Annotated in this window: 24 protein-coding genes and 1 other RNA gene; 10 read left to right on the top strand and 15 right to left on the bottom strand. The window is 68.0% G+C overall.

Annotation, left to right across the window (positions count from 1 at the left end):
- Window positions 1-27: 27 nt before the first annotated feature.
- Window positions 28-738, top strand: a complete 711-nt coding sequence (locus tag ACZLZY_RS04005) for a pyrimidine 5'-nucleotidase (protein WP_472932151.1) — start codon at window positions 28-30, stop codon at window positions 736-738.
- Between the two features lie 52 nt (window positions 739-790).
- On the opposite strand, the gene ACZLZY_RS04000 is transcribed toward ACZLZY_RS04005, so the two are convergent.
- Window positions 791-1,096: a hypothetical protein gene (locus ACZLZY_RS04000; protein ID WP_472932150.1), complete on the bottom strand. Its 306-nt coding sequence runs from the start codon at window positions 1,094-1,096 to the stop codon at window positions 791-793.
- A gap of 80 nt (window positions 1,097-1,176) precedes the next feature.
- A complete protein-coding gene (locus ACZLZY_RS03995) occupies window positions 1,177-2,025 on the bottom strand; it encodes an LOG family protein (RefSeq protein ID WP_472932149.1) in 849 nt (282 codons plus the stop codon).
- 118 nt (window positions 2,026-2,143) lie between these two features.
- Here ACZLZY_RS03995 and dapD point away from each other — a divergent pair, with 118 nt between their 5' ends.
- On the top strand, window positions 2,144-2,992 hold the full coding sequence (gene dapD / locus ACZLZY_RS03990) for a 2,3,4,5-tetrahydropyridine-2,6-dicarboxylate N-succinyltransferase (protein ID WP_472932148.1): 849 nt from the start codon (window positions 2,144-2,146) through the stop codon (window positions 2,990-2,992).
- Between the two features lie 70 nt (window positions 2,993-3,062).
- Here dapD and ACZLZY_RS03985 read toward each other — a convergent pair whose 3' ends face one another.
- A complete protein-coding gene (locus ACZLZY_RS03985) occupies window positions 3,063-4,463 on the bottom strand; it encodes a lytic transglycosylase domain-containing protein (RefSeq protein ID WP_472932147.1) in 1,401 nt (466 codons plus the stop codon).
- A 301-nt stretch (window positions 4,464-4,764) separates the two neighbouring features.
- Between ACZLZY_RS03985 and ACZLZY_RS03980 the strand changes: the two genes are divergently transcribed.
- Window positions 4,765-5,400: a hypothetical protein gene (locus ACZLZY_RS03980; RefSeq protein WP_472932146.1), complete on the top strand. Its 636-nt coding sequence runs from the start codon at window positions 4,765-4,767 to the stop codon at window positions 5,398-5,400.
- Here ACZLZY_RS03980 and ACZLZY_RS03975 read toward each other — a convergent pair whose 3' ends face one another.
- The 4 genes from ACZLZY_RS03975 to def all read right to left on the bottom strand — a co-directional run bounded on the left by ACZLZY_RS03975 (window position 5,401) and on the right by def (window position 9,429).
- On the bottom strand, window positions 5,401-6,636 hold the full coding sequence (locus tag ACZLZY_RS03975) for an MFS transporter (RefSeq protein WP_472932393.1): 1,236 nt from the start codon (window positions 6,634-6,636) through the stop codon (window positions 5,401-5,403).
- A 342-nt stretch (window positions 6,637-6,978) separates the two neighbouring features.
- Window positions 6,979-7,722 carry a tRNA pseudouridine(38-40) synthase TruA gene (truA, locus tag ACZLZY_RS03970; RefSeq protein ID WP_472932145.1) on the bottom strand — a complete coding sequence of 248 codons (744 nt, stop codon included), beginning with the start codon at window positions 7,720-7,722 and terminating at the stop codon, window positions 6,979-6,981.
- Window positions 7,722-8,684 (bottom strand): methionyl-tRNA formyltransferase, encoded by a 963-nt coding sequence (fmt, locus tag ACZLZY_RS03965; protein ID WP_472932144.1) that lies wholly within the window; start codon window positions 8,682-8,684, stop codon window positions 7,722-7,724. Before fmt ends, truA begins: the two co-directional genes overlap by 1 nt.
- A 235-nt stretch (window positions 8,685-8,919) precedes the next feature.
- Complete coding sequence (def, locus tag ACZLZY_RS03960) at window positions 8,920-9,429, bottom strand: peptide deformylase (protein WP_472932143.1); 510 nt, start codon at window positions 9,427-9,429, stop codon at window positions 8,920-8,922.
- 144 nt (window positions 9,430-9,573) lie between these two features.
- Between def and ACZLZY_RS03955 the strand changes: the two genes are divergently transcribed.
- Complete coding sequence (locus tag ACZLZY_RS03955) at window positions 9,574-10,734, top strand: DNA recombination protein RmuC (protein WP_472932142.1); 1,161 nt, start codon at window positions 9,574-9,576, stop codon at window positions 10,732-10,734.
- A 196-nt stretch (window positions 10,735-10,930) separates the two neighbouring features.
- Here ACZLZY_RS03955 and ACZLZY_RS03950 read toward each other — a convergent pair whose 3' ends face one another.
- The 5 genes from ACZLZY_RS03950 to ACZLZY_RS03930 form a co-directional block, all read right to left on the bottom strand.
- Window positions 10,931-12,163 (bottom strand): lytic murein transglycosylase, encoded by a 1,233-nt coding sequence (locus ACZLZY_RS03950; protein ID WP_472932141.1) that lies wholly within the window; start codon window positions 12,161-12,163, stop codon window positions 10,931-10,933.
- 16 nt (window positions 12,164-12,179) lie between these two features.
- Window positions 12,180-12,797, bottom strand: a complete 618-nt coding sequence (locus ACZLZY_RS03945; RefSeq protein WP_472932140.1) for a LysE family translocator — start codon at window positions 12,795-12,797, stop codon at window positions 12,180-12,182.
- Between the two features lie 40 nt (window positions 12,798-12,837).
- On the bottom strand, window positions 12,838-13,443 hold the full coding sequence (gene recR / locus ACZLZY_RS03940) for a recombination mediator RecR (protein ID WP_472932139.1): 606 nt from the start codon (window positions 13,441-13,443) through the stop codon (window positions 12,838-12,840).
- 292 nt (window positions 13,444-13,735) lie between these two features.
- Window positions 13,736-14,059 carry a YbaB/EbfC family nucleoid-associated protein gene (locus tag ACZLZY_RS03935; RefSeq protein ID WP_472932138.1) on the bottom strand — a complete coding sequence of 108 codons (324 nt, stop codon included), beginning with the start codon at window positions 14,057-14,059 and terminating at the stop codon, window positions 13,736-13,738.
- An 11-nt stretch (window positions 14,060-14,070) separates the two neighbouring features.
- On the bottom strand, window positions 14,071-15,972 hold the full coding sequence (locus ACZLZY_RS03930; protein ID WP_496253527.1) for a DNA polymerase III subunit gamma/tau: 1,902 nt from the start codon (window positions 15,970-15,972) through the stop codon (window positions 14,071-14,073).
- Between the two features lie 326 nt (window positions 15,973-16,298).
- Here ACZLZY_RS03930 and ACZLZY_RS03925 point away from each other — a divergent pair, with 326 nt between their 5' ends.
- On the top strand, window positions 16,299-16,901 hold the full coding sequence (locus ACZLZY_RS03925) for a methyltransferase family protein (protein ID WP_472932136.1): 603 nt from the start codon (window positions 16,299-16,301) through the stop codon (window positions 16,899-16,901).
- An 88-nt stretch (window positions 16,902-16,989) separates the two neighbouring features.
- Here ACZLZY_RS03925 and ffs read toward each other — a convergent pair.
- An RNA gene (gene ffs / locus ACZLZY_RS03920) (signal recognition particle sRNA small type) lies at window positions 16,990-17,086 on the bottom strand.
- A 191-nt stretch (window positions 17,087-17,277) separates the two neighbouring features.
- On the opposite strand from ffs, the gene ACZLZY_RS03915 reads away from it, so the two are divergent.
- Both ACZLZY_RS03915 and nudC read left to right on the top strand, forming a co-directional pair.
- On the top strand, window positions 17,278-17,691 hold the full coding sequence (locus ACZLZY_RS03915) for an HIT domain-containing protein (protein WP_472932135.1): 414 nt from the start codon (window positions 17,278-17,280) through the stop codon (window positions 17,689-17,691).
- The gene (gene nudC / locus ACZLZY_RS03910) at window positions 17,688-18,614 is read left to right on the top strand and encodes an NAD(+) diphosphatase (RefSeq protein ID WP_472932134.1); all 927 of its coding nucleotides are present in this window, start codon (window positions 17,688-17,690) and stop codon (window positions 18,612-18,614) included. Before ACZLZY_RS03915 ends, nudC begins: the two co-directional genes overlap by 4 nt.
- Before the next feature lie 28 nt (window positions 18,615-18,642).
- On the opposite strand, the gene ACZLZY_RS03905 is transcribed toward nudC, so the two are convergent.
- The gene (locus ACZLZY_RS03905; protein WP_472932133.1) at window positions 18,643-19,536 is read right to left on the bottom strand and encodes a prephenate dehydratase; all 894 of its coding nucleotides are present in this window, start codon (window positions 19,534-19,536) and stop codon (window positions 18,643-18,645) included.
- A complete protein-coding gene (locus ACZLZY_RS03900; RefSeq protein WP_472932132.1) occupies window positions 19,533-20,279 on the bottom strand; it encodes a 3-deoxy-manno-octulosonate cytidylyltransferase in 747 nt (248 codons plus the stop codon). The genes ACZLZY_RS03905 and ACZLZY_RS03900 overlap by 4 nt, the downstream gene beginning before the upstream one ends.
- Window positions 20,280-20,489: 210 nt before the next feature.
- Here ACZLZY_RS03900 and ACZLZY_RS03895 point away from each other — a divergent pair, with 210 nt between their 5' ends.
- From ACZLZY_RS03895 to ACZLZY_RS03885, 3 genes are all read left to right on the top strand, one after another.
- Window positions 20,490-21,776 carry a c-type cytochrome gene (locus ACZLZY_RS03895; protein WP_472932131.1) on the top strand — a complete coding sequence of 429 codons (1,287 nt, stop codon included), beginning with the start codon at window positions 20,490-20,492 and terminating at the stop codon, window positions 21,774-21,776.
- A gap of 252 nt (window positions 21,777-22,028) precedes the next feature.
- Window positions 22,029-23,978 (top strand): extracellular solute-binding protein, encoded by a 1,950-nt coding sequence (locus ACZLZY_RS03890; RefSeq protein WP_472932130.1) that lies wholly within the window; start codon window positions 22,029-22,031, stop codon window positions 23,976-23,978.
- Complete coding sequence (locus tag ACZLZY_RS03885) at window positions 23,975-25,852, top strand: extracellular solute-binding protein (protein WP_472932129.1); 1,878 nt, start codon at window positions 23,975-23,977, stop codon at window positions 25,850-25,852. Before ACZLZY_RS03890 ends, ACZLZY_RS03885 begins: the two co-directional genes overlap by 4 nt.
- Window positions 25,853-25,867: the final 15 nt, after the last annotated feature.

The following is a 25,867-nucleotide window of genomic DNA, read 5'->3' as shown; positions in this document are numbered from 1 at the left end:
CGGATCCTCTCCAGCCCACCGAGCCAGATGACCGATATTCGAAAGACCGCCGACGCCGCTCCCGCCGATTTTGCCGATGTCAGCGAGTGGGTGTTCGATCTCGACAACACGCTCTACCCGCGCCGGACCAATCTGTTCGCCCAGATCGACGTGCGGATGACGAGTTTCGTCGCCGACTTCCTGAAGCTGCCGCCCGAGGAGGCGCGACGAGTCCAGAAGGACTTCTACCGCGAACACGGCACGACGCTGCGCGGGCTGATGAGCGTCCACGACGTCGATCCCGACGCCTTCCTCGAATTCGTTCATGACATCGACTACTCCGGCCTTGCCGCCGACCCCGACCTCGGCGTCGAGATCCAGCGGCTACCGGGCCGCAAGTTCATCTTCACGAATGGCGACCGCGGCCATGCCGAGCGCACCGCCCGGGCACTTGGTATTCTCGACCATTTCGAGGACATCTTCGACATCGTGGCGGCTGGCCTCAACCCGAAGCCTGCCCAGGCGACCTACGACAAGTTCGTCGGCCTGTTCGGGATCGAGGGCACGCGGGCAGTGATGTTCGAGGATCTTGCACGCAACCTCGAAGTGCCGAAGCGCCTGGGCATGCGCACGGTCCTGATCGTCCCGCCGAACCTCGAGGAAGTGCTCGGCGACGTCTGGGAGCACGAGGGCCGCGACGGCGAGCACATCGACTTCATCACCGACGACCTCACCGGCTTCCTCCGCTCCATCCGCTGAGGACCAGCGCCGAGACTATCGGTGAGACAGTCGGCGCTGGAAGTCGCCGAGGTCAGCGGCCGAGCAGCGAGCGGCCGGCGCCAGCAAGCGGCGGCTTGTCCGGACGATCGCCCTTTTCCAGCACCTCGGCCTCGGTGGAATAGTCGGACCGCTGGTTGTCGGAAAGAACCTTGTCCTGTTGGTTCTGCGGATAACGGGCCGCACCGGCTTTTGCCGAGTCACGTCCGGCCGCGCTGACCGGGTCGCTGTCGGAACGCTCCGGCGGGGCATGGGTCTCGTCTGGCGCGATGGCCGCGGGGGCGTCCTTGCCTTGCTGGATCCGCATCATTTCGGAATCGGTGTCTTCGCCGTCGCCCATGCTCATCTCCTCGCCGGCCCATGCCGGCCCTGCTTTTCAACGCCGCGTCGGCGGGCGGGTTCCTGTTGCATGGGCGGGCGCTAGAAGCCGTAGAACTGCCGGATCACCACCCAGCCCTCCTCGGCGGTGTCGACGAAGGTGATGAGGTCGACGTCCTCCGGCGCGATGACGCCTTCCTCGGCGAGCGCATCGAGGTTCAGCACCTTGCGCCAGAATTCCGAACCGAACAGCACCACGGGAATGCGCTGCATCCGCCGGGTCTGGATCAGCGTCAGCGCCTCGAACAGCTCGTCGAGCGTGCCGAAGCCGCCGGGGAAGATCGCCATCGCCTTGGCGCGCAGCAGGAAGTGCATCTTGCGGATGGCGAAATAGTGGAAGTTGAAGCAGAGCTCGGGCGTCGCGTAGAGGTTGGGCGCCTGCTCGTGCGGCAGGACGATGTTGAGCGCGATGGATACCGCGCCGACATCGCCGGCCCCGCGGTTACCGGCCTCCATCACGCCTGGCCCGCCGCCGGTGACGACCACGAACTCCTTGCTGCCGGAGGCATCGGCCGAGTGCTGCGAACAGAGCCCGGCAAAGCGCCGGGCCTCGGCGTAGAAGCGCGAATTGGCCTCCAGCCGCGCCTTCTGGGCCGGGTTGCGCGCCGCCCAGGCGGCCTTGCCGGGCTCGGGGATGCGCGCCCCGCCGAACAGCACCACGGTCGAGAGGATTCCGGCCTCGACCAGCGCCATCTCGGTCTTCACCAGCTCGAGCTGCAGGCGGACCCCGCGCATCGCTTCGCTCGTCAGAAAATCCTCGTCGGCATAGGCGAGGCGGTAGCTCGGCGACCGCGTCTGCGGCGTATCGGGCTTCGTAGCAAGCTTCTGCTTGTCCGAATGCGAACTCGGAAACGGGTCCCAGGTGCCCTTGGCCTTGTCGTCGTTCGTCATGCGCATCGCCTTATCGCTGGTCGCGAGGGTGAGGGGCCCCGTCGATTGACCGATTCGGGACCTTCTACTAGACGAAGACGGCAGGATAAAACGATTGTCCGACCCGGAGAGCTGCCCGATGACCCCCCATGATTCCCTGGCCCAGACGATCGAAGCCGCTTTCGACGCCCGCGATACGGTCTCGACCGATACCAAGGGCGAGGTCCGTGATGCCGTCGATACAGCGCTGAACCTCCTCGACAGCGGCGAGGCCCGCGTCGCCTCGCGCGGCGAGGACGGCGCCTGGACGACGCACCAATGGCTGAAGAAGGCAGTGCTGCTGTCGTTCCGGCTGAACCCGATGTCGACCGTCTCCGGCGGCCCCGATGGCGCCCACTGGTTCGACAAGGTGCCGGCGAAGTGGGCGGGCTGGGGCGATGCCGAGTTCCGTCAGGCCGGTTTCCGCGCGGTGCCCGGCGCCATCGCCCGCCGCTCGGCCTATATCGCCCGCGACGTCATCCTGATGCCGTCCTTCGTCAACCTTGGCGCCTATGTCGACACCGGCACGATGGTCGACACCTGGGCAAGCGTCGGCTCCTGCGCGCAGATCGGTCGGAACGTCCACCTCTCCGGCGGCGTCGGCATCGGCGGCGTGCTGGAGCCCATGCAGGCCGGCCCGACGATCATCGAGGACAATTGCTTCATCGGCGCCCGCTCGGAAGTCGTCGAGGGCTGCATCGTGCGCGAGGGCTCGGTGCTCGGCATGGGCGTCTATATCGGCCAGTCCACCCGCATCGTCGACCGCGCGACCGGCGAGATCAGCTATGGCGAGGTGCCGGCCTATTCGGTGGTGGTGTCCGGCACCCTCCCCGGCAAGCCGTTCCCGGACGGCACGCCCGGTCCCGGCCTCTACTGCGCGGTGATCGTCAAGCGCGTCGACGAGCGCACGCGCTCGAAGACCTCGATCAACGAGCTGCTGCGCAGCTGATCTCCCTTTGAAACGACGACGCCGTCGCGGGCAGGACCCGGACGGCGTCGTCGGCTTATTAAAGAAGAGCCTACTCGTCGAAGGCGAGCGAGGCGGCCATCGGCTTGGCCGAGGTGAGAATGCGACCGCCACGGCCGCCTTCGCTCGCCGCGACGGCGACGGGCGCGATGCTCTGGCGCACGCCCGGCAGCGGCGCGATCGCACCGGGGGCGGCGGGCGCGGCGGTCACCGTGCTGGCGACGGCGACCGGTGCCGTCGCGGCCGGTGCGACGGTGCCCTTGCGGACCGAGGCGATCGCGGCCCGGGCGCGGATCGTGGCAGGGTTGGATGCGACGTCGACCTGCCGCTGGCGCTCGTTGGCGGCGACCAGCGTTCCGGCATTGACGGGACCGCGACGGCGCTCGATGGCGGCCATGTGGCGCTTGACGTTGGCGCAATAGGCTGCGGCCGACCGGCTCATCACGGTGGTGCGGTGGCCGCCCTTGTATTTCATCGCGGCGCCGCAGACGTCGTGGCCGCTCTGCTTCCAAGCGCCGGCGAGATACTTCATGCCGTAGCGCAGATTGGTTTCTGGGTCGTAGAGATCGGAGGCCTGACCGGAGAAGCCGAGGCTACGGGCCGTCGATGGCTGGATCTGGGAGAGGCCGTAGACGCCGCTGCCCCGCGCCTTCGGATTGTAGTGGCTTTCCACCCGCACGACCGCATAGGCGAGCTCGCTCGGGATGTTGTTGTCGGCCGCAGCCTGCTCGATCATCTTGTCGATCGACGCACTGCCGGTGATGGTGTCCTTGCCGCCGAACGTATCGCCAAATCGCTCGGTGACGACGGTGTAGGCCTTGGCGCTGGTCTCGACGGCAGCGGTCTTCACCGCGACGGCGGTATCGGCGACGGCGGCAACGGTCGCCGGCACGGCGTTGACCGGGTTCAACGCCGTCGCGACCGCTGCGACGTTGTCGAGCGCGGAGGGACGCTTCTGCGCTGCGACCACGGCAGCGCGGGCCACGAGATCGTCCGGCGCGATGACGAGGATCTCGGGCGCCAGCGTCGTCGCCTTGCGCTCGGCGACATCCGCCTGCAGGGCCGCGACCTCGACGGCCGGCTCGGCCGCGGCCGGCGCTGCCGGCGCTGCGGCGGAAAGGCGCGCGGTCTTGCCCGCGGCGGCGGTGGTGGCAACTGGCGCCGGCGCCGGTGCAGGCGGCGCGGCGGCGAGCTTGGCGGCGTCGGGCTTCTGCGAGGGCTGGGCGACGCGGCGGCCATCGCTGAACGCAGCGATCCGCACCGGCGCGTAGCCATAGGCATCGACGCTCGGCGTGCCCGACTGGTTTTTCGGCTCCAGCGTGCTGGTCTTGGTGCCAGCCTGGTTGGAGACGCAGGCCGTGAGGAAGAACGGGGCGGAGAGAGCGATCAGGGCGATCGGACGAAAGCTGGCAGGGGCGACGGACCGCCGAAGCATTTTCGTTGCTGATCGCATGCTGTTCTCCGAGAACGTTAAAGATCGTTCATGAATTCAGATCGGTGCCAATCATGGCAGCGAGAAGGCAAGGCGCGGCCCCAACGGGGCGCCGATCACGTTGTGCACCGGACTGCAACCTTTTGGCAACTATTGCCGCCAAACATGGCGCGAGGCTTGGCTCGAAATCCATTGCCTGTGGAAAAGCCATTCCCTCTGCCGCCCTCCCGTTTGTCGCAGCAGCCGCGCAAGGGGCTTGTCGAAGAGACCGCCGGCATGGCCAATAGAGCGGATGCTTCTCTCGCTTCGCTGGCGGATACCCATGACGTCGTCCTTTCCCGCAGGCTCCCCGCCCACACCCGAGACGACGCCGACCGTCAGTGAGGTGCTGCAGTATTTCGCCGGCTCGGCGCAGCTGATGGCGGGAAACCCGGAAGGGTTGCGACGGCTCGATCTCTCGGCCGACGGTTTCTGGACCTCGTTCTTTGCGATGATTGTCTCGGCGCCGCCGCTGGTGCTGTCCTGGATCGAGTACGAGGCCAGCGAGCGCGCGGGGCATCCGACCGATGCCGGGCCGGTGATGATCTACGCGGCGCACGCGCTGGCCGATGCGCTGGCCTGGATCCTGCCGGTGCTGGTGCTGATGGTGCTGGCAAAATCGATCGGCTTCCGCCGCAAGATCGTGCCGCTGGTGGTCGCCACCAACTGGGGCGGCGCGCTGCTCGCCTGGCTGTTCGCGCCCTACTGGCTGCTGCTCTACGCCACCGGGCCGAACCCGGTGATGGACGGCATCGGCTACGCCGTCGGCCTCGGCTCCATCGTCCTCACCATCCGCCTTGCCGCATCGGCGATCGGCCGGGACCTGCCGGCGGCGATCGCCGTCGTGGCCTTGATGATCGTGACCTCGCTCCTCGCCTATGGCGCGGTGATGGACGTGACCGGCGTCGCGCTGATCTGATCAGGCGGCAGAGGCTTGCCGTGCGCCCGCGCGTCGCTCGCTGACCAGCGCCAGGAGGAAGATGAGGAAGCCGCCGACCGCCAGAACCGCGCCGACCCAGCCGGTGGCGGCAAGGCCGTAGCCTCTCGCGATCGCAAGCCCGCCGAGCCAGGCGCCGAGGCCGTTGGCGACGTTGAAGGCGGAGTGGTTGAGGGCGGCCGCCAGCGTCTGCGCATCACCCGCGACATCCATCAGCCGGGTCTGCAGCGCCGGCCCGACGGCGACGCCGCAGCCGATCAGGAAGACGCAGATCGACAGCATCACCGGGCTCGAGGCCGTCAGCGCGAAGACGATGAGGACGATCGTGTCGACCACCAGCATGCCACCGATCGTGCCCATCAGCGAGCGGTCCGCCAGCCAGGCGCCGACGATGTTGCCGCCGACCATGCCGGCGCCGAACAGCACCATGATGATCGGCACGCTCGACGCGTCCATGCCGGCGACCTGCATGGCGGTGTCGGCGATGTAGCTGAACACCGAGAACATGCCGCCGAAGCCGATGGCGGCGATGCCGAGCGTGTACCAGACCTGGCTGCGCCGGAACGCGCCGAGCTCGCGCATCGGGCTCGCGCCCTCCTTGACCTTGTCCTGCAGCACCAGTGTCCAGACCAGTACGAAGGTGAGGACCGCGATGGCGCCGACGATGGCGAACAGCGAGCGCCAGCCGAACACCTGGCCGACATAGGTGGTGAGCGGCGTGCCGATCAGCGTCGCCACCGTCAGCCCCAGCATCACCCGGCCGACCGCCTGCGTCCGCTTGTGGTGCGGCACCATCGACGCCGCGACGAGCGCGGCTACGCCGAAATAGGCGCCGTGCGGCATGCCCGACAGGAAGCGGAAGACCAGCAGCGAGCCGTAGGTCGGCGCCAGCGCGCTGGCGAGGTTGGCGAGCGCAAAGATCACCACCAGCGACAAGAGCAGGAAGCGCCGGCTGAGCTTGGCGGCGGCGACCGCGATCACCGGCGCGCCGATGACGACGCCGAGCGCATAGGCGCTGATGATGTGCCCAGCCTGCGGCGTCGAGATCGCCAATCCGTCCGCGACGTTCGGCAACAGCCCCATGATCGCGAACTCGCCGGTGCCGATGGCAAAGCTCCCGGTCGCGAGCGCGAGTTCCGTCAGCGCACCGGTGCGGCGCGAGGCCTGCGGCACTGTGTTGCTGGCGGGGAGAAGGGTGGCGGCCTCGACGGCGGAGATCTCTGTCACGGGCGGTCTCCGGGCCTCGTCACGGGAGGACCCGCGCCCAAAACGGGAGGCGGATCTGATGCGGTCGGGCGGGGCCTTTTAGAAGGTAAGACTTAGCGATAGCGGCCCGATGCCGGCGCACCTAGCCAGCGATTGCATGGCAGGCATCGTCTTTTTGCAGGGCCTGTCCGGGCGGCAAGGGCATGGAGGGCAGGACGTTGCCGTCACCAAGGACAGGCTCGCGCCGTTCCAGCCGGCAGGAAACGTCTGGGGTGCGGTTCCCGCAGGCGCGGACGTCGGGATGCCGTTCCCGAAGGCAGGAGGGTCAGAGTGCCGTTCCCGCAAGCGGGAACGTCAGGGATAATCGACCTGGGTGAGGTAGAGGCCGTCCGGCGGGGCGACCGGGCCGCAGCGCTTGCGGTCGAGCGATTCCAACGCCGCGACGAGGTCGTCGCCGGTCCAGCGGTGCTCGCCGATCAGCTTCAGCGAGCCGGCGAGCGAGCGGATCTGGTTGTGCAGGAAGGACTGCGCGGAGGCGTGGATGTGCACCTCGTGGCCCGGCCCCTTCACCACGTCGAGCCGGTCGAGCGTGCGGACCGGGTTCTTAGCCTGGCAGTGGGTGGAGCGGAAGGTGGTGAAGTCGTGCGTGCCGAGGAGCAGCTTGGCGGCTTTATCCATCGCGGCGACGTCGAGCGGCTTCCACACCCACCAGACCTGTCCCGCCAGCAGCGCCGGCGGCGGGCGGCGGTTGAAGATGCGGTAGAGATAATGCCGCTTGCGCGCCGAGAAGCGGGCATCGAAACCATCGGGCACCCGGTCGACGGAAAGGATCGAGACGCTCTCCTGGCGCAGGAACGCGTTCATCGCGTCGCGGACGGTGTCGGTCTCCCACTCCTTGGCGAAGTCGACATGCGCGACCTGGCCGGACGCATGGACGCCCGCATCGGTTCGCCCGGCGCCGAAGATCGTCACCGCCTCGCCGATGAAGCCGGCGAGCGCCGTCTCGATCGCCTCCTGCACGGAATAGCCGTTCTTCTGCCGCTGCCAGCCGACATAGCGCGTGCCGTCATATTCGATGGTCAGCTTGTAGCGGGGCATCAGCCGGCCCGGCCGCCGGCCGGCAGCGGCGTGCCGCGCAGGAGATCGGCGGCCCTCATCGGCTTGCCGCCGGCGCGCTGCAGGTCGAGCACGCGCACGGCGCCCCCGTTTGCCGCGGCGATCAGCAGGCGGTCGTCGAGAAGCGCGCCCATCGCCGCGCCGTCCCGTCCAGTCTCGACCGCCGCCCGCAAAAACTTCACCCGCTCCGGGCCGGCGCCGACGTCGAGCAAGGTCCACGCGCCGGGGAACGGCGAGAAGGCGTTGATCTTCTGCGCGACGGCCTCGGCGCTGGCGGTGAAGTCGAGTTCCGCCTCGGCCTTGTCGATCTTGCGGGCGTAGACCATCTGGCGGCTGGTACGCGCGGCGATCGCGTCCTGGTCCTCGAAGGTCAGCGTGCCCGCCTCGAGCCTTGCCAGCGCCTCGACCATCGCCGCGGCCGACACCGCCGACAACCGATCGTGCAGCTCGCCCGCGGTCTCTGTGTCGCCGATGGCGAGTTCCTCGGTGATCGCCACAGGGCCGGTATCGAGCCCGGCCTCCATCCGCATCACCATCATGCCGGTCGCCCGGTCGCCCGCCTCGATCGCCCGCTGGATCGGCGCGGCCCCGCGCCAGCGCGGCAGCAGCGAGGCATGGCCGTTGAGGCAACCGTGCCGCGGCGCATCGAGCGCGCCCTGCGGCAGCAGCAGGCCGTAGGCGACGACGACGCCGATGTCGGCTTTTAGCTCCGTCAGCGCGGCAATCTCCGCCGGATCCTTCAGCGACAGCGGCGAGCGCACCGGCAGCCCCAGCCGCTCGGCCTCCACCTGCACCGGCGACGGCGTCAGCGTCAGGCCCCGGCGCCCGGCGGCGCGCGGCGGCTGGGTGTAGACGGCAGTGATCCGGTGCCCGGCGTCCGACAAGGCGGTGAGCGTCGGCACCGAAAAGGCCGGCGTGCCCATGAAGACGACGGTCAGCGGCATGAGGGGGTGGTCTCCAGTTTGTCGGCGCTGGTGCCGCGCAGGCCTAAAAAGGCTCGTCATCCCGGACTTGATCCGGGATCCATTCCTCGGCGGTGACGTCGCAGTCCGAGTCAGAACGTCCGGGAAGGTCCACCCTTAGACGGCATGTTGCACGGCTTGGAATGGATCCCGGCTCAAGGCCGGGATGACGAAACTGACGCGTCGCAACGCAGCTCCCTCTACCCCAGGCCGCTCCTCACCCCCGCCGCGCGAGCTTAGTAAACTTCTTCACCACCATCTCGCGCTTGAGCTTCGAGATGTGGTCGATGAACAGCACGCCGTTGAGGTGGTCGAGCTCGTGCTGCAGGCAGGTGGCGAGCAGCCCGCTCGCCTCCTCCTCGTGCTGCTGGCCGTCGAGGCCGAGATAGCGGACGACGACCGTCGCCGGCCGCTCGACCTCGGCGTAATAATCGGGGATCGACAGGCAGCCTTCCTCGTAGGTCGAGCGCGCGTCGGAGGACGACAGGATTTCGGGGTTCAGGAAGACGCGCGGGGCCTTCTCCTCGTCCTCGCCGGAGAGATCGATGGTCAGCATGCGCAAGGGCTCGCCGATCTGGATCGCGGCAAGGCCGATGCCGGGCGCATCGTACATCGTCTCCAGCATGTCGTCGGCGAGCGCGCGGAGCGCTGCGTCGACGGTCTCGACGGGGCGGGAGACCTGGCGCAGGACCGGATCGGGCAGGATGATGAGGGGCTTGATCGTCATCGCGCTCACCTAATGCCTGCCGGCGGGACCGTCAATCCGAAGCCCCTGCCCCCGCGTCCCCAGAGACGTTGTCCGACAGCGGATCGCCGCATCCGTTCCCGTTTTGATCTAGCCCGCCCCCGGTTTCCGCGCTATGGCTGGCGGATGTCCTCCGCCCTCGATGCCTTTGATGCACCGCTGCTCGTCCTCTCCGGCCATGTGATCAGCGTCGGCACCGCGGCGCTGGCCGGGCTCTGCCTCGTCCTCACGCTCGCCGTCCTGATGCTCCTTGCCAGCCGCTCGCGGCTGAGGCGCGAGATGGAGGCGCTGTCGGCCGAGTCCTCCGACAGGCTCGATGCCATCCTGCGCTCGCAGGCCGAGGTCACCGGGCGGATGCAGACCATGGCGGAGATTTTTGGCGAGCGGCAGGCGGACATGGCGCGCACCCTGGCCGAGCGGCTCGACGGGATGTCGAACCGGGTCGGCCAATCCATTCTCGACACCACCAAGGAGACAAAGCAGAGCCTCTCGGCGCTGGCCGAGCGGCTGGCGATGATCGACCGGGCGCAAGGGCGGATCTCGGATCTGGCGGGCGAAGTCGTCCGGCTGCAGGACATCCTCAGCAACAAGCAGACCCGCGGCGCTTTCGGCCAGGGGCGGATGGAGGCGATCGTCGCCGACGGGCTGCCGATGGGCGGCTTCACCTTCCAGGCGACGCTGTCGAACGGCAAGCGGCCGGACTGCCTGATCTCGATGCCCAACGGCGCGCCCTCGCTCGCCATCGACGCGAAGTTCCCGATGGAGGCCTGGTCGGCCTTCCGCGAGGCGGAGGACGAGGCGCACCGGCTGTTCTCGGCCCAGCGCCTGCGCCGCGACATGGACGTGCACGTGAAGGCGATCGCGGAGAAATACCTCATCCCCGGCGAGACGCAGGACACCGCCTTCCTGTTCGTGCCCTCGGAATCGATCTTCGGCGAGCTGCACGAGCATTTTCCCGACATCGTCCAGAAAGCGCACCGGGCGCGGGTGGTGATCGTCTCGCCCTCGCTCCTGATGCTGTCGATCCAGGTGGTGCAGGCGATCCTGCGCGATGCCCGCATGCGCCAGGAGGCGGGCCTGATCCAGAAGGAAGTGCGCCTCCTCACCGACGACCTCGGCCGCCTCGACGCCCGCGTCGCCGCGCTGCGGACGCACTTCACGCAAACCGGACGGGACGTCGACCAGATCCTCGTCTCGACCGAGAAGCTCCTGAAGCGCGGCGAGAAGATCGCGCTCGTCGAACTCGGCGAGGCCGAGCCGCTGGTCGCGCGACAGATCGCGGAGTGAAGCGATGGTCGATCTCCCCCCTTGAGGGGGAGATGCCGGCAGGCAGAGGGGGGCGAACTGCCGCAAACTTCTGCTTGAACGCATTTCGCAAACACAGCGCTGTCCGGCGGCCGTGATAGGCAGAGCTTCAAACCCCGGCGCCCTTCGGCGCCCCCTCTGCCCTGCCGGACATCTCCCCCTCAAGGGGGGAGATCGGCTAGCCTCTCAACTTGGCGGCCAGGCCCTTGCTCGGCCAGCATGTCTCCGGAAGCCCGAGCTTCTTCTCCACCATGCCGATCACCCGCCGCGTCTTGAAGCCCGGCAGGCCGTCGGCGCCGCCGACGTCGTAACCTTGCGACACCAGCCGCTCCTGGAGCCGGGCCACGTCGCCGCGGGTCATGCCCTCGACCCGTTTCCATGAGCCCTCGAAAGCCCCGCCACCGCGGATGCGATCGGCGACCTGGCCGATGTAGAGGGCGTAGAGGTCGGAATTGTTGTAGGTCTTGATGACGTAAAAGTTCGGCGTCGCGATGAAGGCCGGGCCGAGCCGGCCGGCCGGCATCATCAGATGCCCCGTCGCCCGCGCCTCGCCCGATGGAAACGCCTTGCCGGAGATCCGCGTGACCCCGCCCTTGGTGAAGTCGGCGATCGGCCGCCCCTGGTCCGGCCCCTCCAGCGTGCAGGAAACGCCTGCGGGCACGCTCGCCTCGTATCCCCAGTCGCGGCCAGCGACCCAGCCGGACTGCTGGAGATAGTTGCCGATCGAGGCCAGCGTGTCGGGCACGGACTTCCAGATGTCACGCCGCCCGTCGCCATCCTGGTCGACGGCATAGGCCATGAATTTCGAGGGCATGAACTGCGGCTGGCCGAGCGCCCCGGCCCAGGAGGAGCGCATGTCGGCGACCGTCAGATGGCCGTCGGCGACGATGTCGAGCGCCGACAGGAGCTCGGTGCGGAACATCTCCTTGCGGCGCGAGAGATAGGCCTTCGTCGCCAGCACCTCGAAGGCGTTGTAGGGGATCTTCGCCGCGCCATAGCCGGATTCCCGGCCCCAGATCGCGAGGATCACCGCCGCCGGCACGCCCGTGCGCTTCTCGATCCGCGCGAGCACGGCCGCATGCGTCTTCGCGAGCACCCGCCCCTTGGCGGCGACGCCGGCAATGCTCTTCTCGTCGAAATAGGCCGAGGGGCTCTGGAACTCGGCCTGCCGGTTCTTCTCCTCGACCTTCGCCGTGTCCCCTGGCAGCTGCAAGTCCGGCAGCTTGAGGTTCGGCTTCACGCCCTTGAAGGCGTCGTCGAAGACGCGGCGGGAGACACCGCGCGCTTTTGCAGCCGGCCAGATGTCCTTCTCGAGGAAGGCCTGGAACCCCTTGTCGACCGAGGTCCCCTGCGCCGACGCGGCGACGGGCGCCAGCATCAGCAAGGCCACGGCGGCAAAGCGCGCTTTCATCTTCGCTCTCATGTCCTCAAACCCTTCGCATCACGGTCCAGACGGCGGCCCCGGCCAGGATCGCCGCGGCCGAGCGGTTGAGCCGCGCCAGCATTTCCGGCCGGCGCAGCGTGGCGCGGGCGCGCCAGGCAAGCGCCGCATACGGCGTGAGCACGGCGAAGAGCACGAGGGCGGTCACCGGCACCAGCACCGCAAAATCGCGAAGGCCGACCTTGGAGAGGTCGAGCAGGGTCGGCAGCAAGGCGAGGTAGAAGAAGATGGTCTTCGGATTCGACAGCGTGATCACGAAGCCGGCCATGAAGCTCTTCGTCTTTTTCTCGGAGGCCATCGCCTCGATCCGCCCCACCGCGCCGGCCGAGCGCCAGAGGGCGACGGCGAGGTAGAGGAGATAGGCGGCCGCGAGGTAGCGGATCACGGTGAACACCTCGCCGAAGGTCTCCGCGAGGATGGCAAGGCCAAAGCAGGCCGCGGCGAGGTAGGCGACGTCGCCCAGCACCAGTCCCATGAGGAAGGCCATTCCGTGCCGAAAGCCCGAGCCGAGCGAACGCGCGACGAGGGCGACGACCCCCGGGCCCGGAATGGCGGCGGCGATGGCCAGCGCCAGGCAATAGGTGGCAAGGCTCGTCGCCGTCATCGGAGGTTCCTCCCCGCAGGTTTTCCAGATCGTTTCAGCATCAGAACGCCGTCCGCGCGCGCATGGCGGCCGACAGCGTGCCCTCGTCGAGATAGTCCAGCTCGCCGCCGACCGGCACGCCATGCGCGAGGCGGGTGATCTTGACGTCGAAGCCGGCGAGCTGGTCGGTGATGTAGTGTGCCGTGGTCTGGCCCTCGACGGTGGCGTTCACCGCGATGATCACCTCGCGCACCGCCCCCTTGGCGATGCGCTCGACCAGCTGCGGGATGGTGAGGTCCTCCGGCCCGACGCCGTCGAGCGGCGACAGCACGCCGCCCAGCACGTGGTAGCCGGCGTTCAAGGCTTTTGCCCGCTCCAGCGCCCAGAGGTCGGACACATCCTCGACCACCACCACCAGCGACTGGTCGCGCGCATGGTCGCGGCAGATCGTGCAGGGGTCCTGCGTGTCGATGTTGCCGCAGACCGAGCACACCAGCACCCGCTCCAGCGCCTGGTTCATCGCCTGCGCCAAGGGCCCCAGCAGCTGCTCCTTGCGCTTGACGAGATGCAGCGTCGCCCGCCGCGCCGACCGCGGCCCGAGGCCGGGGAGTTTGGCCAGCAGCTGGATCAGCCGCTCGATCTCGGGGCCGGCGATGGGTTTTGCCATGGGATCTATCGCAGTGGAGGTGAGAGCGGCGTGGGCGGGCGGCACGGTGCCGACCGATAAGATTCAGCGAGGCTGTTGTTCGGGCATTTGGGCGGAACCGGAGGGCGCCGCCTTGCGGCGTCGGGACAGGACGCAAGCCGCTTCAGTTACGTCATCCCGGGCTTGACCCGGGATGACGAAGAGTTGAGGTTTCGCCAGGCCTGTCAACGTTCCCTAGCCTGGGCCGAAACCGCGAAGTGTCATCGCCGCGCCAGCAACCGCCACCGCAACGCCATCCCCTCCCCGAACCCGCCTAAAACGGCAGCTTCATCCCGCCCGGCAGCTGCAGGCCGGCGGTCAGCGCCTGCGTTTTCTCCTGGATCACCACTTCGAGCTTGGCCTTGGCGTCGGCATGGGCGGCGACGATGAGGTCCTCAAGGATGTCCTTCTCGTCTTCCTTCATCAGCGAGGGATCGATGCTCAGCTGCACCAGCTCGGTGCGGCCGTTCAGCCGGACCGTGACGAGGCCGCCGCCGGACTGGCCGGTGGCGGAGATGTCGGCGATCTCCTGCTGCAGGTCCTGCATCTTCTCCTGCATGGCCTTCGCCTGCTTCATCATGCCCAGGATGTCTTTCACGTCATTTCTCCTCAGAAATCGTCGTCGTCGTCGGATTCGAGCGGCGGCTCGGGGGTGAAGTCGGCACTGCCGGCGCTGCCGGGATAGAGGCTCTCGACCGCTTCCGCCTCGGCCGCGGCGTCGCCGCGCAGCCGGACGTCGATCACCTTGGCGCCCGGAAACTGCTGCAGGATGGCGGCGACCTCGGGATCGGCGATCGCGTCGGTGACGAGCGCCGTGTGGCGCGCCTCGGCCGCCTCCGCGATGGTCGGCGCGCCCGCTTCGTTGGAAATGGTGACGACCCAGCGCTTGCCGGTCCAGTCGAGCAGGCGCCGCTGCAGGTCGCCCGGCAGCGAGCGCGGCGCGCCGTCGGTCAGCGAGATCTCCATCCGCCCCGGCTCGATCTTCACCGGCCGGATGTAGCGCGTCAGCGAGGCCTTCATCAGCGAATCGCGGTGCTTCTCCGACAGCGCGACGAGGTCCTGCATGCTGCGGATATCGGGCATCGCCTCCATCGGCTGCGGGGCAGGCTGCGCCGCGGGACGCTGGCCCTGCGCCGCCAGCATCAGCCGCGGCGGCGACGCCATCACAGGCGCCGCGGGCTGGGAGGCGATGGGCGCCGAGACGGCGGACGCGGTCGCGCCCGTTCGCGCCACGCCGTTGCCGGCCGGCATGGACAGCGCTGAACCAGCGGAAGCGCCGCCCTCGGCGGCGTTTCCTGGCGGGCCGAAGATTTGCGGCGTCCCGGTGGGAAGACCGGCGCCGGTCTGGATCAGCCGGACGAGGTCGGCGGGCGAGGGAAGGTCCGCTGCATAGGCAATGCGGATCATCGCCATCTCCGCCGCCTGGCGCGGCGAGGTGGCGGCGCGCGCCTCCTCGATCGCTTTCAGCAGCATCTGCCAGACCTGGGAGAGCGTGCGCACCGACAGCGTCTTCGACAGCTCCAGGCCTCGGCCCGATTCGGCGGGCGACAGCGTCGCGTCATCGGCTGAATCCGGGACGAAGCGCAGCGAGGTCACGAGATGGGTGAAGTCGGCAAGGTCGGCCAGCACCACGACGGGATCGGCGCCGGCATCGTATTGCGCCCTGAGTTCGCCGAGCGCCGCCGCCGCGTCGCCGCGCATTAGGTGTTCGAAAAGGTCGATCACCCTGCCGCGGTCTGCAAGGCCGAGCATGTCGCGCACGGTCTCGGCGCCGATGGCGCCGGCGCCGTGCGAGATTGCCTGGTCGGTCAAGGACAGCGCGTCGCGCACCGAGCCCTCGGCGGCGCGGGCGATGAGGCGCAACGCGTCGTCCTCGGCCTCGACGTTCTCGGCCTTGGCGATCCGGCCGAGATGGCCGATCAGCGTCGCGGCGTCGACCCGGCGGAGATCGAAGCGCTGGCATCGCGACAGGACGGTGATGGGCACCTTCCGGATCTCGGTCGTCGCGAAGACGAACTTCACGTGCTCCGGCGGCTCCTCCAGCGTCTTCAGCAGGCCGTTGAAGGCCTGCGTCGACAGCATGTGGACCTCGTCGATGATGTAGACCTTGTAGCGCGCCGAGACCGGGCGGTAGCGCACCTGGGCGATGATCTCGCGGATGTCGTCGATGCCGGTGTGCGAAGCCGCGTCCATCTCGACCACGTCGACATGCCGGCCTTCCATGATCGCTTGGTCGTGGATGCCGGGCGTGCGCATGTGGATCGTCGGCTCGTGGATCTCCGCTGTCTCGTAGTTCAGCGCACGGGCGAGGATGCGGGCGGTCGTCGTCTTGCCGACGCCGCGCACGCCCGTCAGCATCCAGGCCTGCGCGATGCGGCCGGTCTCGAAGGCGTTGGTGAGCGTGCGCACCATCGGCTCCTGGCCGATCAGGTCCTCGAAGCTGGTCGGCCGGTATTTCCGCGCGAGCACGCGGTAGGCCTCGGCCATCTCGGGTTTTTCCTGATCGTCCATCCTCGGCAGTCGTCCTTCGGTTACCGCTGCGCTCCGTTAATTCTGCGGCACATCGCAGCACGAACGTCGCGTTGAAACGAACACTGGGAGCGCCCTGTAGGCCGCGGGTATGGCGATACGGTGCTGCAGCGCATCTGGAACGGCTGCCGGAAGATTGCAAGGCGAGGGTAGAGCAAGACGGCAAGCTTTTGAAGCGCCGCAATGCGGCCACGAGTTCCGCGCATCTGCCGCCGTCGCGCGGCAACAGCCTTCGCTGCACGGCGCGCCGCAGACGATTTGCCGATGCAGACCTCCGCCGGGGGGCGCATGTCCCCCAGGAGCGTTCCATGGCGTTGTCCCGATACCAGTCCTTTCGCCGTCTGGCGCTCGCCATTCTGATCGGCATCGCCTTCGTGCTGCTGCTGGTGGTGCGCTCGAGCTCGGACGGACAGTTCCACGAATATGTCGAGGCGATTGGCCGCGGCCTGATCGTCGTCGGCATTCTCGGGCGGATCTGGTGCACGCTCTATATCGGTGGCCGCAAGGCGTCGGAGATCGTTTCGACCGGCCCCTACTCGATCACCCGCAACCCGCTTTACGTGTTTTCCTCGATCGCGGCGGCCGGTGTCGGCGCGCAGACCGGCAGCATCCTGCTGGCGCTGATCTTCCTCATCGCCTGCATCGCGAGCTTCCTGATCGTCATCCGCCGGGAGGAGCAGTACCTGTCGGTGCAGTTCGGCGCGGCCTACCAGGCCTATCTCGACGCTGTTCCGCGCTTCTTTCCGCGCTTCGGCCAGTTTCGCGACAAGACCGAGCTGACCGTGCGCACGCGCCTGGTCTACCGGACGCTGACCGATGGCATGGTGTTCTTCGTCGCCATACCAGCTTTCGAGGTGGTGGAGACGCTGCAGCAGGCCGGGATCCTGCCCGTGCTGCTGCGGATCTCGTGACGCGCGGCACGACCACGATTCCGCAGGCCGTAGTCCCGAGGGGACCGGCCAGTACCGCGGCAGCATGTTTACAGCAGGAAGGAAAAAGGTGGGAGGCTGGCACGATGACCCGTGCCGTGCTCGTTGGGGCTGCTTCCTTCCGGATCTGACCCGGTTGGCGAGTGGCTCGTCCACCACCAACCTCCCGGCGCTCATATCGCGCTTTTGCCGCCAAAACGCAAGACCCGCATCCGGTCATCGTCGAGATCGCGATGCTGCCCCTCCCCGGCGGCACAATACCCCGGGAAGCCTGATGTTTTGCAGCGAAGACCGATTCCCCTTTTGGCCGGGAGACTCTAGATGGTGGACATCTCCCCTTCCTCCGACGGATCCCCCCATGCGCGGCTTCGAACTCGACCCCCGGCTCGCCCGTGACACGCTGCCCGTCACCCCGCTCGGTCTCTGCGACCTCCGGCTGATGAACGACAGCCGCTGGCCCTGGCTGATCCTCGTGCCGAAGCGCCACGACATCACCGAGGTGCACGACCTCAGCCCGCTCGACCAGACGATGCTGGCCTTCGAGACCGCGCTCGTCGCCAAATGCCTGAAGGAGACGGTGATGGCCGACAAGATGAACCTCGGCGCGCTCGGCAATGTCGTGCCGATGCTGCACATGCACGTCATCGCGCGACGCACCGGCGACACGGCTTGGCCGGGCCCGGTCTGGGGTGTCGGCACCGCCGTTCCCTACGCGCCGGATGCGGCAGAGGCGTTCGTGCGAACGATCCGCGAGGGAGTGCTCGCGCCATGAGGGCCGAGGGCACCGTGCCGCTCGGCTTTGCCGGCAACCGCCTCGTCCGCGATGGCGAGAACCGTCTGCCGGACACGCTGGCGAATGCGCTCGCCGACCCGCTGGCCCGTGTCTACCTGATGCACGAGGGGCGCTGGCTCTGCCGCGGCGATGCCAGTAGCGTCGATCCGCGCTTTGACACCGCCGCGGCCCTGGCGCTGGCGGGGGATGGCGACATCGTCCTTCTCGGCCACGATCCCGACGGGCTCGGGCCGCGCCTTGCCGCAATGGCCCTCACCTTGCCGCCCGAGGAGGAGACCGGCATCCGGGCCGAGCCGCTGCGGGCGTTGGCATCCGGACGCCTGCTCGACGCCGACACCGAAAGCCAGCTCGGCCAGGCCGAGCATCTCCTGAACTGGCACGCGCGCAACCGGTTCTGCGGCAAGTGTGGGACGCCGACGCTGTCGGATGCCGCCGGCTACCGGCGCCGCTGTCCCGGCTGCGACGACGTGCAGTTCCCGCGCACCGATCCGGTGTCGATCATGCTGATCCACGACGGGGCCGGCCGCTGCCTGCTCGGCCGCTCGCCGCGTTTTCCAGAAAAGATGTGGTCCTGCCTTGCCGGCTTTATCGAGCCCGGCGAGACGCTGGAACAGGCGGTGCGGCGCGAGACGATGGAGGAGGCCGGAATTGCCGTCGGCGAGGTCCGATACCACTCCTCGCAGCCTTGGCCCTTCCCGGGATCGCTGATGATCGGCTGCATGGCGCTTGCCACCTCAACCGAGATCCGCTTCGACACGGTGGAACTCGAGGACTGCCGCTGGTTCGGCCGCGACGAGGTCAAGGCGATGATCGCCGAGACGCATCCCGACGGCCTGACCGCGCCCAAACCCTTCGCCATCGCGCACCATCTGGCGCAAGCCTTCGTCGACCTCACCGACTGAGGGTGCTCAGTTGGCTCGTTAACGGCAGCTATTCCGCCGGCGTCAGAAACTGCTGGCGGTCGGGGGCCGCGGGGTAGACGCCGACGATAGCAAGCTCGGCCGAGAAGAAGGCGAGCTCCGCCAGCGCCCGCGCGACGGCTGGATCGTGCGGATGGCCCTCGATGTCGGCGTAGAACTGCGTCGCCGAGAAGCTGCCGCCGATTTGGTAGCTTTCAAGCTTGGTCATGTTGACGCCGTTGGTGGCAAACCCGCCGAGCGCCTTGTAGAGCGCTGCCGGGATGTTGCGGACCCGGAAGACGAAGGTGGTGACGACGTTGCGGCTGACAGGCGATTGGCCGGCGTCGCGCGCCGTCCATAACGCATCGTCTTCCGGACCCGGCCGCGACAGCACGACGAAGCGGGTCATGTTGTTGTCGGCGTCCTCGACGTTCTCCTCGGCGATATCGAGCCCGTAGAGCTCGGCCGCAAGGCGCGGCGCCAGCGCCGCCGCGCTGCGGTCGCCGGCCTCTGAGATGATGCGCGCGGCGCCTGCCGTGTCGCCGGCAACGATGGGCTTCCAGCCATGCGAGCGGATGATGGCGCGGCACTGGCCGAGCGCATGGATATGGCTGTGGACGCTGCGGATCTCGCTCAGCGACACGCCCGGCAGCACCATCAGCTGGAAGCGGATCGGCAGGAAATACTCCCCGACGATCTTCAGGCCTGAGATCGGCAGGAGGTGGTGGATGTCGGCGACCCGGCCGGCGATCGAGTTCTCGATCGGAATCATCGCAAGATCCGCCTCGCCATTGGTGACGGCGGCGAACGCATCCTCGAAGGACGGGCACGGCAGCGGCACCCGGTCGGGAAACATGTTGCGGCAGGCGGTATCGGAGTTGGCGCCGGCCTCGCCCTGGAAGGCGATGAGGTTGTTGCGGCTCATCGGGCAGCTCCAGCGGTGGCATGATAATGGAGGCGGGCCTGCTCGAGGTCCTCCGGCGCGTCGACGCCGAGCGGAACTGTGTCGACGATCTCGGCGTCGATCCGCATGCCGGCTTCCAGCGCCCGCAGCTGCTCCAGCCGCTCGCGGCTCTCGAGGGTCGAGGGCGGCAAGGCGACGAAGCGCGCCAGCGCGGCGCGGCGATAGGCGTAGATGCCGACGTGGTGGTAGAGCGGCCCCTCGCCCCAGGGGGCGGTCGCCCGGGTGAAGTAGAGCGCCCGTAGCCGCGCCGGCGCGATCGGCGACCCCACCAGCTTGACGATGTTCGGGTTGACGCGGTCGGCCTCCGACCGGATCTCGACCGCCAGCGTCGCGATGTCGCAGCGCGGGTCCTCGAACGGCGCAAGCACCTGGTGGACCGCCTCCGGCTCGATCGTCGGCAGGTCGCCCTGGAGGTTGATCACGGTCTCGACCGAGCCGTCGGGGTCGAGGCTCGTCAGCGCCTCGAAGATCCGGTCCGAGCCCGACGGATGGTCGGCGCGCGTCATTACCGCCTCGAAGCCTGCCGAGGTCACCGCCGCGCGCACGGCCTCGGTGTCGGTCGCCACGACGACCCGGCCCATGCCGGCAGCCGAGGCACGTTCGGCTACCCTGACAATCATCGGCCGGCCGGCGATGTCGGCGAGCGGCTTTCCCGGCAGGCGGGTGGAGGCCATGCGGGCCGGGATCAGGATCAGGATGGACATGGGGCCCTGGGAAACATGGATGACGGCGAAACTTGGAAAGATGCTAAGGAGCGGATTGAATGATCGGCACCGGAGTGTCAAAAGGTTGCTTCGCAGCGCCTTCTACAGATGTTGCCCTCAATCCGCAAAAGACCGGGTCTCACGCGTCTTCTGCTCAGTGCCAAAACGGCCGCAACAGACGGCCTCATCGACCCGGGAGCCGCTCTGTCCATGGATTCTTTCGAGTTCAACAAGATTGCCGGCGCCGTCCTGGCGACGGTCTTCCTCGTTTTCGGCGGAAGCCTGCTCGCGGGCGGCATCTATCATTCCGAGACACCGGAGACTTCCGGCTACACGATCGTCGCCGCTGAGGCTCCGGCTGCCGGCGAAGGCGCCGCGGCGGCCGTCGCGGAGGATCCGCCGATCGCGACGCTCCTCGCTTCGGCCAATCCCGAGAAGGGCGCGGCCGAGTTCAAGAAGTGCCAGGCCTGCCACAGCGGCGAAGAAGGCGGCCCGAACAAGGTCGGCCCGCATCTCTGGGACGTGGTCAACCGCCCGATCGCCTCGATCGGCGACTTCTCCTATTCCGCCGCCATGAAGGATTTCTCCAAGGGCAGCTCGGTCAACTGGGACTATGATCACCTCTACCACTTCATCAAGGCGCCGAAGCAGTACGTGCCGGGCACCGCGATGGGCTTTGCCGGCCTCAAGGATCCGCAGGGCCGTGCCGACCTGATCGCCTACCTCAGAACCCTCGCCGCCAGCCCGGCCGCCTTGCCGGATCCGGCTGCGGCTGCCCCGGCTGACGCTGCCGCCGCGCCTGCGACAGATGGCGCGGCCCCGACCGCCGATGCCGCCCCGCCGGCTGCCGATGCCGCGGCCCCTGCGCCGGCCGCAGCAGCTCCGGCAACCTCGACGCCTGAACCTGCTTCGCCGGCGGCACCGGCCGCCACCCCGGCACCGGCGGCCCCCGCACCTGCCGGAACTCCGGCAACGGCACCCGCGGCGCCTGCCGCCCCGGCTCCGGCCGCACCGGCACCAGCAGCACCAGCCACTCCTGCGGCCCCGGCTCCGGCCGCACCGGCCGCCCCTGCGGCCCCGGCTCCGGCCACACCGGCCGCTGCCCCTGCCCAGCAGGGCGCTGCCGCGCCCGCCGCCCCTGCCGCGACGCAGACCGCTTCCGCGGGAGACGCCAAGGCCGGCGCCAACGTGTTCAAGAAGTGCCAGGCCTGCCACGCCGTCGGCGCGGGTGCAGCGAACAAGGTCGGCCCAGAGCTGAACGGCATCATCGGCGAGGCCGTCGCCGGCGTCGAAGGCTACAACTTCTCGCCCGCGCTGAAGGCCTTCGCCGGGACGAACCCGGCCTGGACCGAGGCGCTGCTGACGCAGTGGCTGGCCAACCCGAAGGGCCTCGTGCCCGGCACCAAGATGGCCTTCCCCGGCCTGAAGAAGCCGGAGGACATCGCCAACGTGCTGGCCTACCTCGCCACCTTCGACGAGAGCGGCAACCCGAAGTAAGCGCCATCGGCGGCTGCTTTACCTTTAGAAGCCCCGGCCCACGCCGGGGCTTTTTTGTATGGGCGGGAGCGCTTGTAAGCGGCCGAAGCTGCCGGAGTTTTGACTTGTGGGACCGGGGCCTGCATGAAAAGGCTGATGCTGCCGCGGGTTTCTAGCCGGGTGAAACTTTCGTCATGCGCCGCGCGCGCCGAACGAAGGCCACAAACCGCCCCGACGGTGGTGAACATCTGTCTGCCGCACCGGAGGTCTTATTTGACGCTGCTCTCGCGATCCGCCCGCGCCTTGCTTCTCGCCAGCCTCCTCGGAACGCTCGCCCCCTCGGGCAGCCTGGCACAGGACCAGGGTTCCGCCGCGGTCGCCGGCGCCAAGGTACCTGAGAACGCGCCGGAGAAGATCGCCCCGGCCCTGCCGGCCGCAGCCGCCACCCACGACTGGCGAAACGGCACCAGCCTGATCGGCGAGCCGAAGTACAAGGAAGGCTTCCCGCACTTCGATTACGTCAACCCGGATGCCCCGAAAGGCGGCACCGTTCGGCTTGACGGCAGCGGCACCTTCGACAGCCTGAACCCGATCCTGTCCAAGGGCGACGTCGCCGAGGGCATCACCCTCGTCTACGAGACGCTGATGGCGCCCTCGAGCGACGAGAGCTCGACGAATTACGGGCTGATCGCCGACGCCATTTCCTATCCCGCCGACTACTCCTCGGTGACCTACCGGCTGAACCCCTCGGCGAAGTGGCACGACGGCACGCCGATCACCACCGACGACGTGATCTGGACCTTCGAGACGCTGAAGGAGGTCAATCCGAGCCAGGGCTTCTACTACCGCCACGTCCAGTCGGCGGCGGCAACCGGCGAGCGCGAGGTGACCTTCACCTTCGACGAGAAGAACAACCGCGAACTGCCGAACATCGTCGGCCAGCTGATCGTCCTGCCGAAGCACTGGTGGACCGGCAAGAACGCCGCCGGAAAGCAGCGCGACATCACCGAGACGACGCTGGAGCCGCCACTGGGCTCGGGGCCCTACAAGGTCGACAGCGTCTCGACCGGTCGCGGCATCAGCTATGTCCGGGTGCCCGACTACTGGGGCGCCACGCTGCCGGTGAATGTCGGGCAGAACAATTTTGATCGGATCGAGTACATCTACTTCCGCGACGACACCGTCGCCTTCGAGGCGTTCAAGGGCAACCAGTTCGACTACTGGCTGGAGAACAAGGCCGCACGCTGGGCTTCGGGCTACGATTTCCCGGCGGCGCGGGACGGCTTCGTGACGAAGACGCGCTACGAGAACCCCTACCGCACCGCCGGGCTGATGGTCGGCTTCATCCCGAACCTGCGCCGTCCGGTGTTCCAGGACATCAACGTGCGCAAGGCGCTGAACCTCGCCTTCGACTTCGAGACCATGCAGCGCACGCTGTTCTTCGGCGAATACGTCCGCCCGAACTCCTTCTTCTTCAACACCGAGCTCGCCTCCTCGGGCGTGCCCGGCCCCGACGAGCTCGCCTTCCTCGAGCCGCTGCGGAGGCAGATCCCCGACAGCGTCTTCACCGCGCCCTATGCCAACCCGGTCGCCGGCGACAACGCCAAGATTCGCGACAACCTGCGCGCCGCCGTCGGCCTCCTGAAGCAGGCGGGCTACGAGCAAAAGGGCGGCCGCATGGTCGAGGTGAAGACCGGCGCGCCTTTGTCCTTCGAGGTACTCCTCAACGGGCCGGCGCTGGAGGGTGTCGTGACGCAGTACCAGGACAGCCTGAAGCGGATTGGCGTTGAGATGCGCATCCGCACCGTCGATCCCTCGCAGTACGTCAACCGGGTGCGCGGCCGCGACTACGACATGATCTATGGCGGTCAGGCGCAGTCGCTGTCGCCCGGCAACGAGCAGTACGACTATTTCAGCGCGGCCGCCGCCGACAAGCCGGCCTCGCAGAACTATGCCGGCATCAAGAACCCGGCCGTCGATGCCCTGGTGCGCGAGGTGGTGCAGGCCAAGGACCGGCCGACGCTGATCGCCGCGACCCATGCGCTCGACCGAGTGCTGCTCGCCAACCAGTACATCATCCCTTCCTACGTGCCGAAGGATCAGCGGATCGCCATGTGGGACCGCTTCTCGCATCCCGAGAAGCTGCCGGAATACAGCGTCGGCTGGCCACAGATCTGGTGGTATGATCAGGCGAAGGCCGCCAAGATCCCGGCGGCGCGATGAGCACGGCGCTGGGCCTGACGCGCCGCCGTTTCGGCCAGCTGCTGGTGGCAGCCGGCGCGTCTGCGGCGTTGCCACGCCTCGCCTTCGCGGCGACGCCGACGGAAACGCCGCTGCACGGCGTCTCGGCTTTCGGCGACCTGAAATACGGCCCCGACTTCCAGGCCTTCGACTACGCCGCGGTCGACGCCCCGCAAGGCGGGCGGATCAACTATTCGGTGCCGAACTGGCTGTTCAACCAGTCGACGCAGACCTTCGACACGCTGAACACCTTCGTGCTGCGCGGCAACGCACCGCCGCGCGTCGAGAAGCTCTACGACGCGCTGATGGTGTCCTCGCTGGACGAGCCGGACAGCCTGTACTGCGTGCTGGCGGCGAGCGTCAGTCTTTCGGCCGACCGCAGCAGCTTCACCTTCGTCCTGCGCCCGGAAGCGAAATTCTCGACCGGCGCGGCGGTCACCGCCGAGGACGTCGCCTTCTCCTATCTGACGATTAAAGAAAAAGGCCATCCGGCGCTGACAACGATCCTCAAGGCCGTGACCGACGTCGTCGCGGTCGACGCGCGGACGGTGAAGATCGTCTTTTCCGGAAAGCAGACCCAGCAGGAGGCGCTGGAGGCGCTTGGTATCCCGATCCTGCCGAAAGCCTTCTTTGGCAACCGCTCCTTCGAGACCAACGATCTCACCGAAATCCCGGGCAGCGGCGCCTATCAGGTCGGGCGCTTCAAGGTCGGCCAGTTCATCGAATACGAGAAGCGGGCCGACTACTGGGCGAAAGACCTCCCCTTCGCGCGCGGCCTCGACCATTTCCAGACCATCCGCATCGACTTCTTCCGCGACCGCCAGCCGGCGCTCGAAGCCTTCAAGAAGGGCGAGATCGATTTTCGCGAGGAGTTCACGACCCGCGCCTGGGCGACCGAGTACGAATTTCCGGCGGTCGCCGCCAAGCGCGTGGTCAAGCGCGAGTTTCCCGAGGAAACCCGCCCTAAATTCCAGTGCTGGGCGCTGAACCAGCGGCGCGAGCGGTTCCGGGACGTGCGGGTGCGGAGGGCAATCAACCTCTGCTTCGACTTCGAATGGACCAACGCCAACCTTCTCTTCGGCCTGCGGACCCATTCCAATTCCTGCTTCGAGGGCTCGGACTTCGTCGCCACCGGCGCCCCTTCAGCCGAAGAGCTGGCGATCCTCGAGCCGCTGCGCGCCGACCTGATGCCGGAAGTCTTCGGCGAGGTCTGGGTGCAGCCGGTCAGCGATGGCAGCGGAAATGACCGCAAGCTGCTGCGCGAGGCCTCGCAGCTGTTTGCCGCCGCCGGCTGGAAGCAGCAGGACGGGCGCCTCGTCAACGCCAAGGGCGAGGTGTTCAAGCTCGAGCACATGATCAACGGCGCCGAGCAGCAACGCGTCTACGGCAAGTTCTTCGACACGCTGCGGCGGCTCGGCGTCGATGCGAGCTTCCGCCTCGTCGACGAGGCGCAGTACACCGACCGGCAGAACAGCTACGACTACGACATGGTGCTGGCCGCCTTCAGCCTCGGCGCGACGCAGACCCGCGAGGGCCTGTCGATCTTCTTCGGCAGCGCCGCGCGCGACTATCCCGGCTCCTACAATCTGCCGGGAATGGCCGACAAGGCCGTCGACGCGCTGATCGAGGGGGTCGGTGGCGCGAAGACCCGCGAGGAGATGACGCTCGCCATGCGCTGCCTCGACCGGGTCCTGCGCACCCGCCTCGACTGGCTCCCGAACATCAGCGCCGGCGTGCACCGAGTTGCATACTGGGACATGTTCGGATTCAAGGAGCAGAAGCCCGACTTCGGCTTCCCCGTCGAATCGCTCTGGTGGTTCGACGAGGCCAAGGCGAAAGCCATCGGCCGCGCCTGACACGTTCGACGTGAG

The organism is Mesocryomonas lacus (assembly GCF_055730135.2).
Note: the sequence above shows the minus strand (reverse complement) of the source record. Positions and strands in the feature narration are given on the sequence as shown.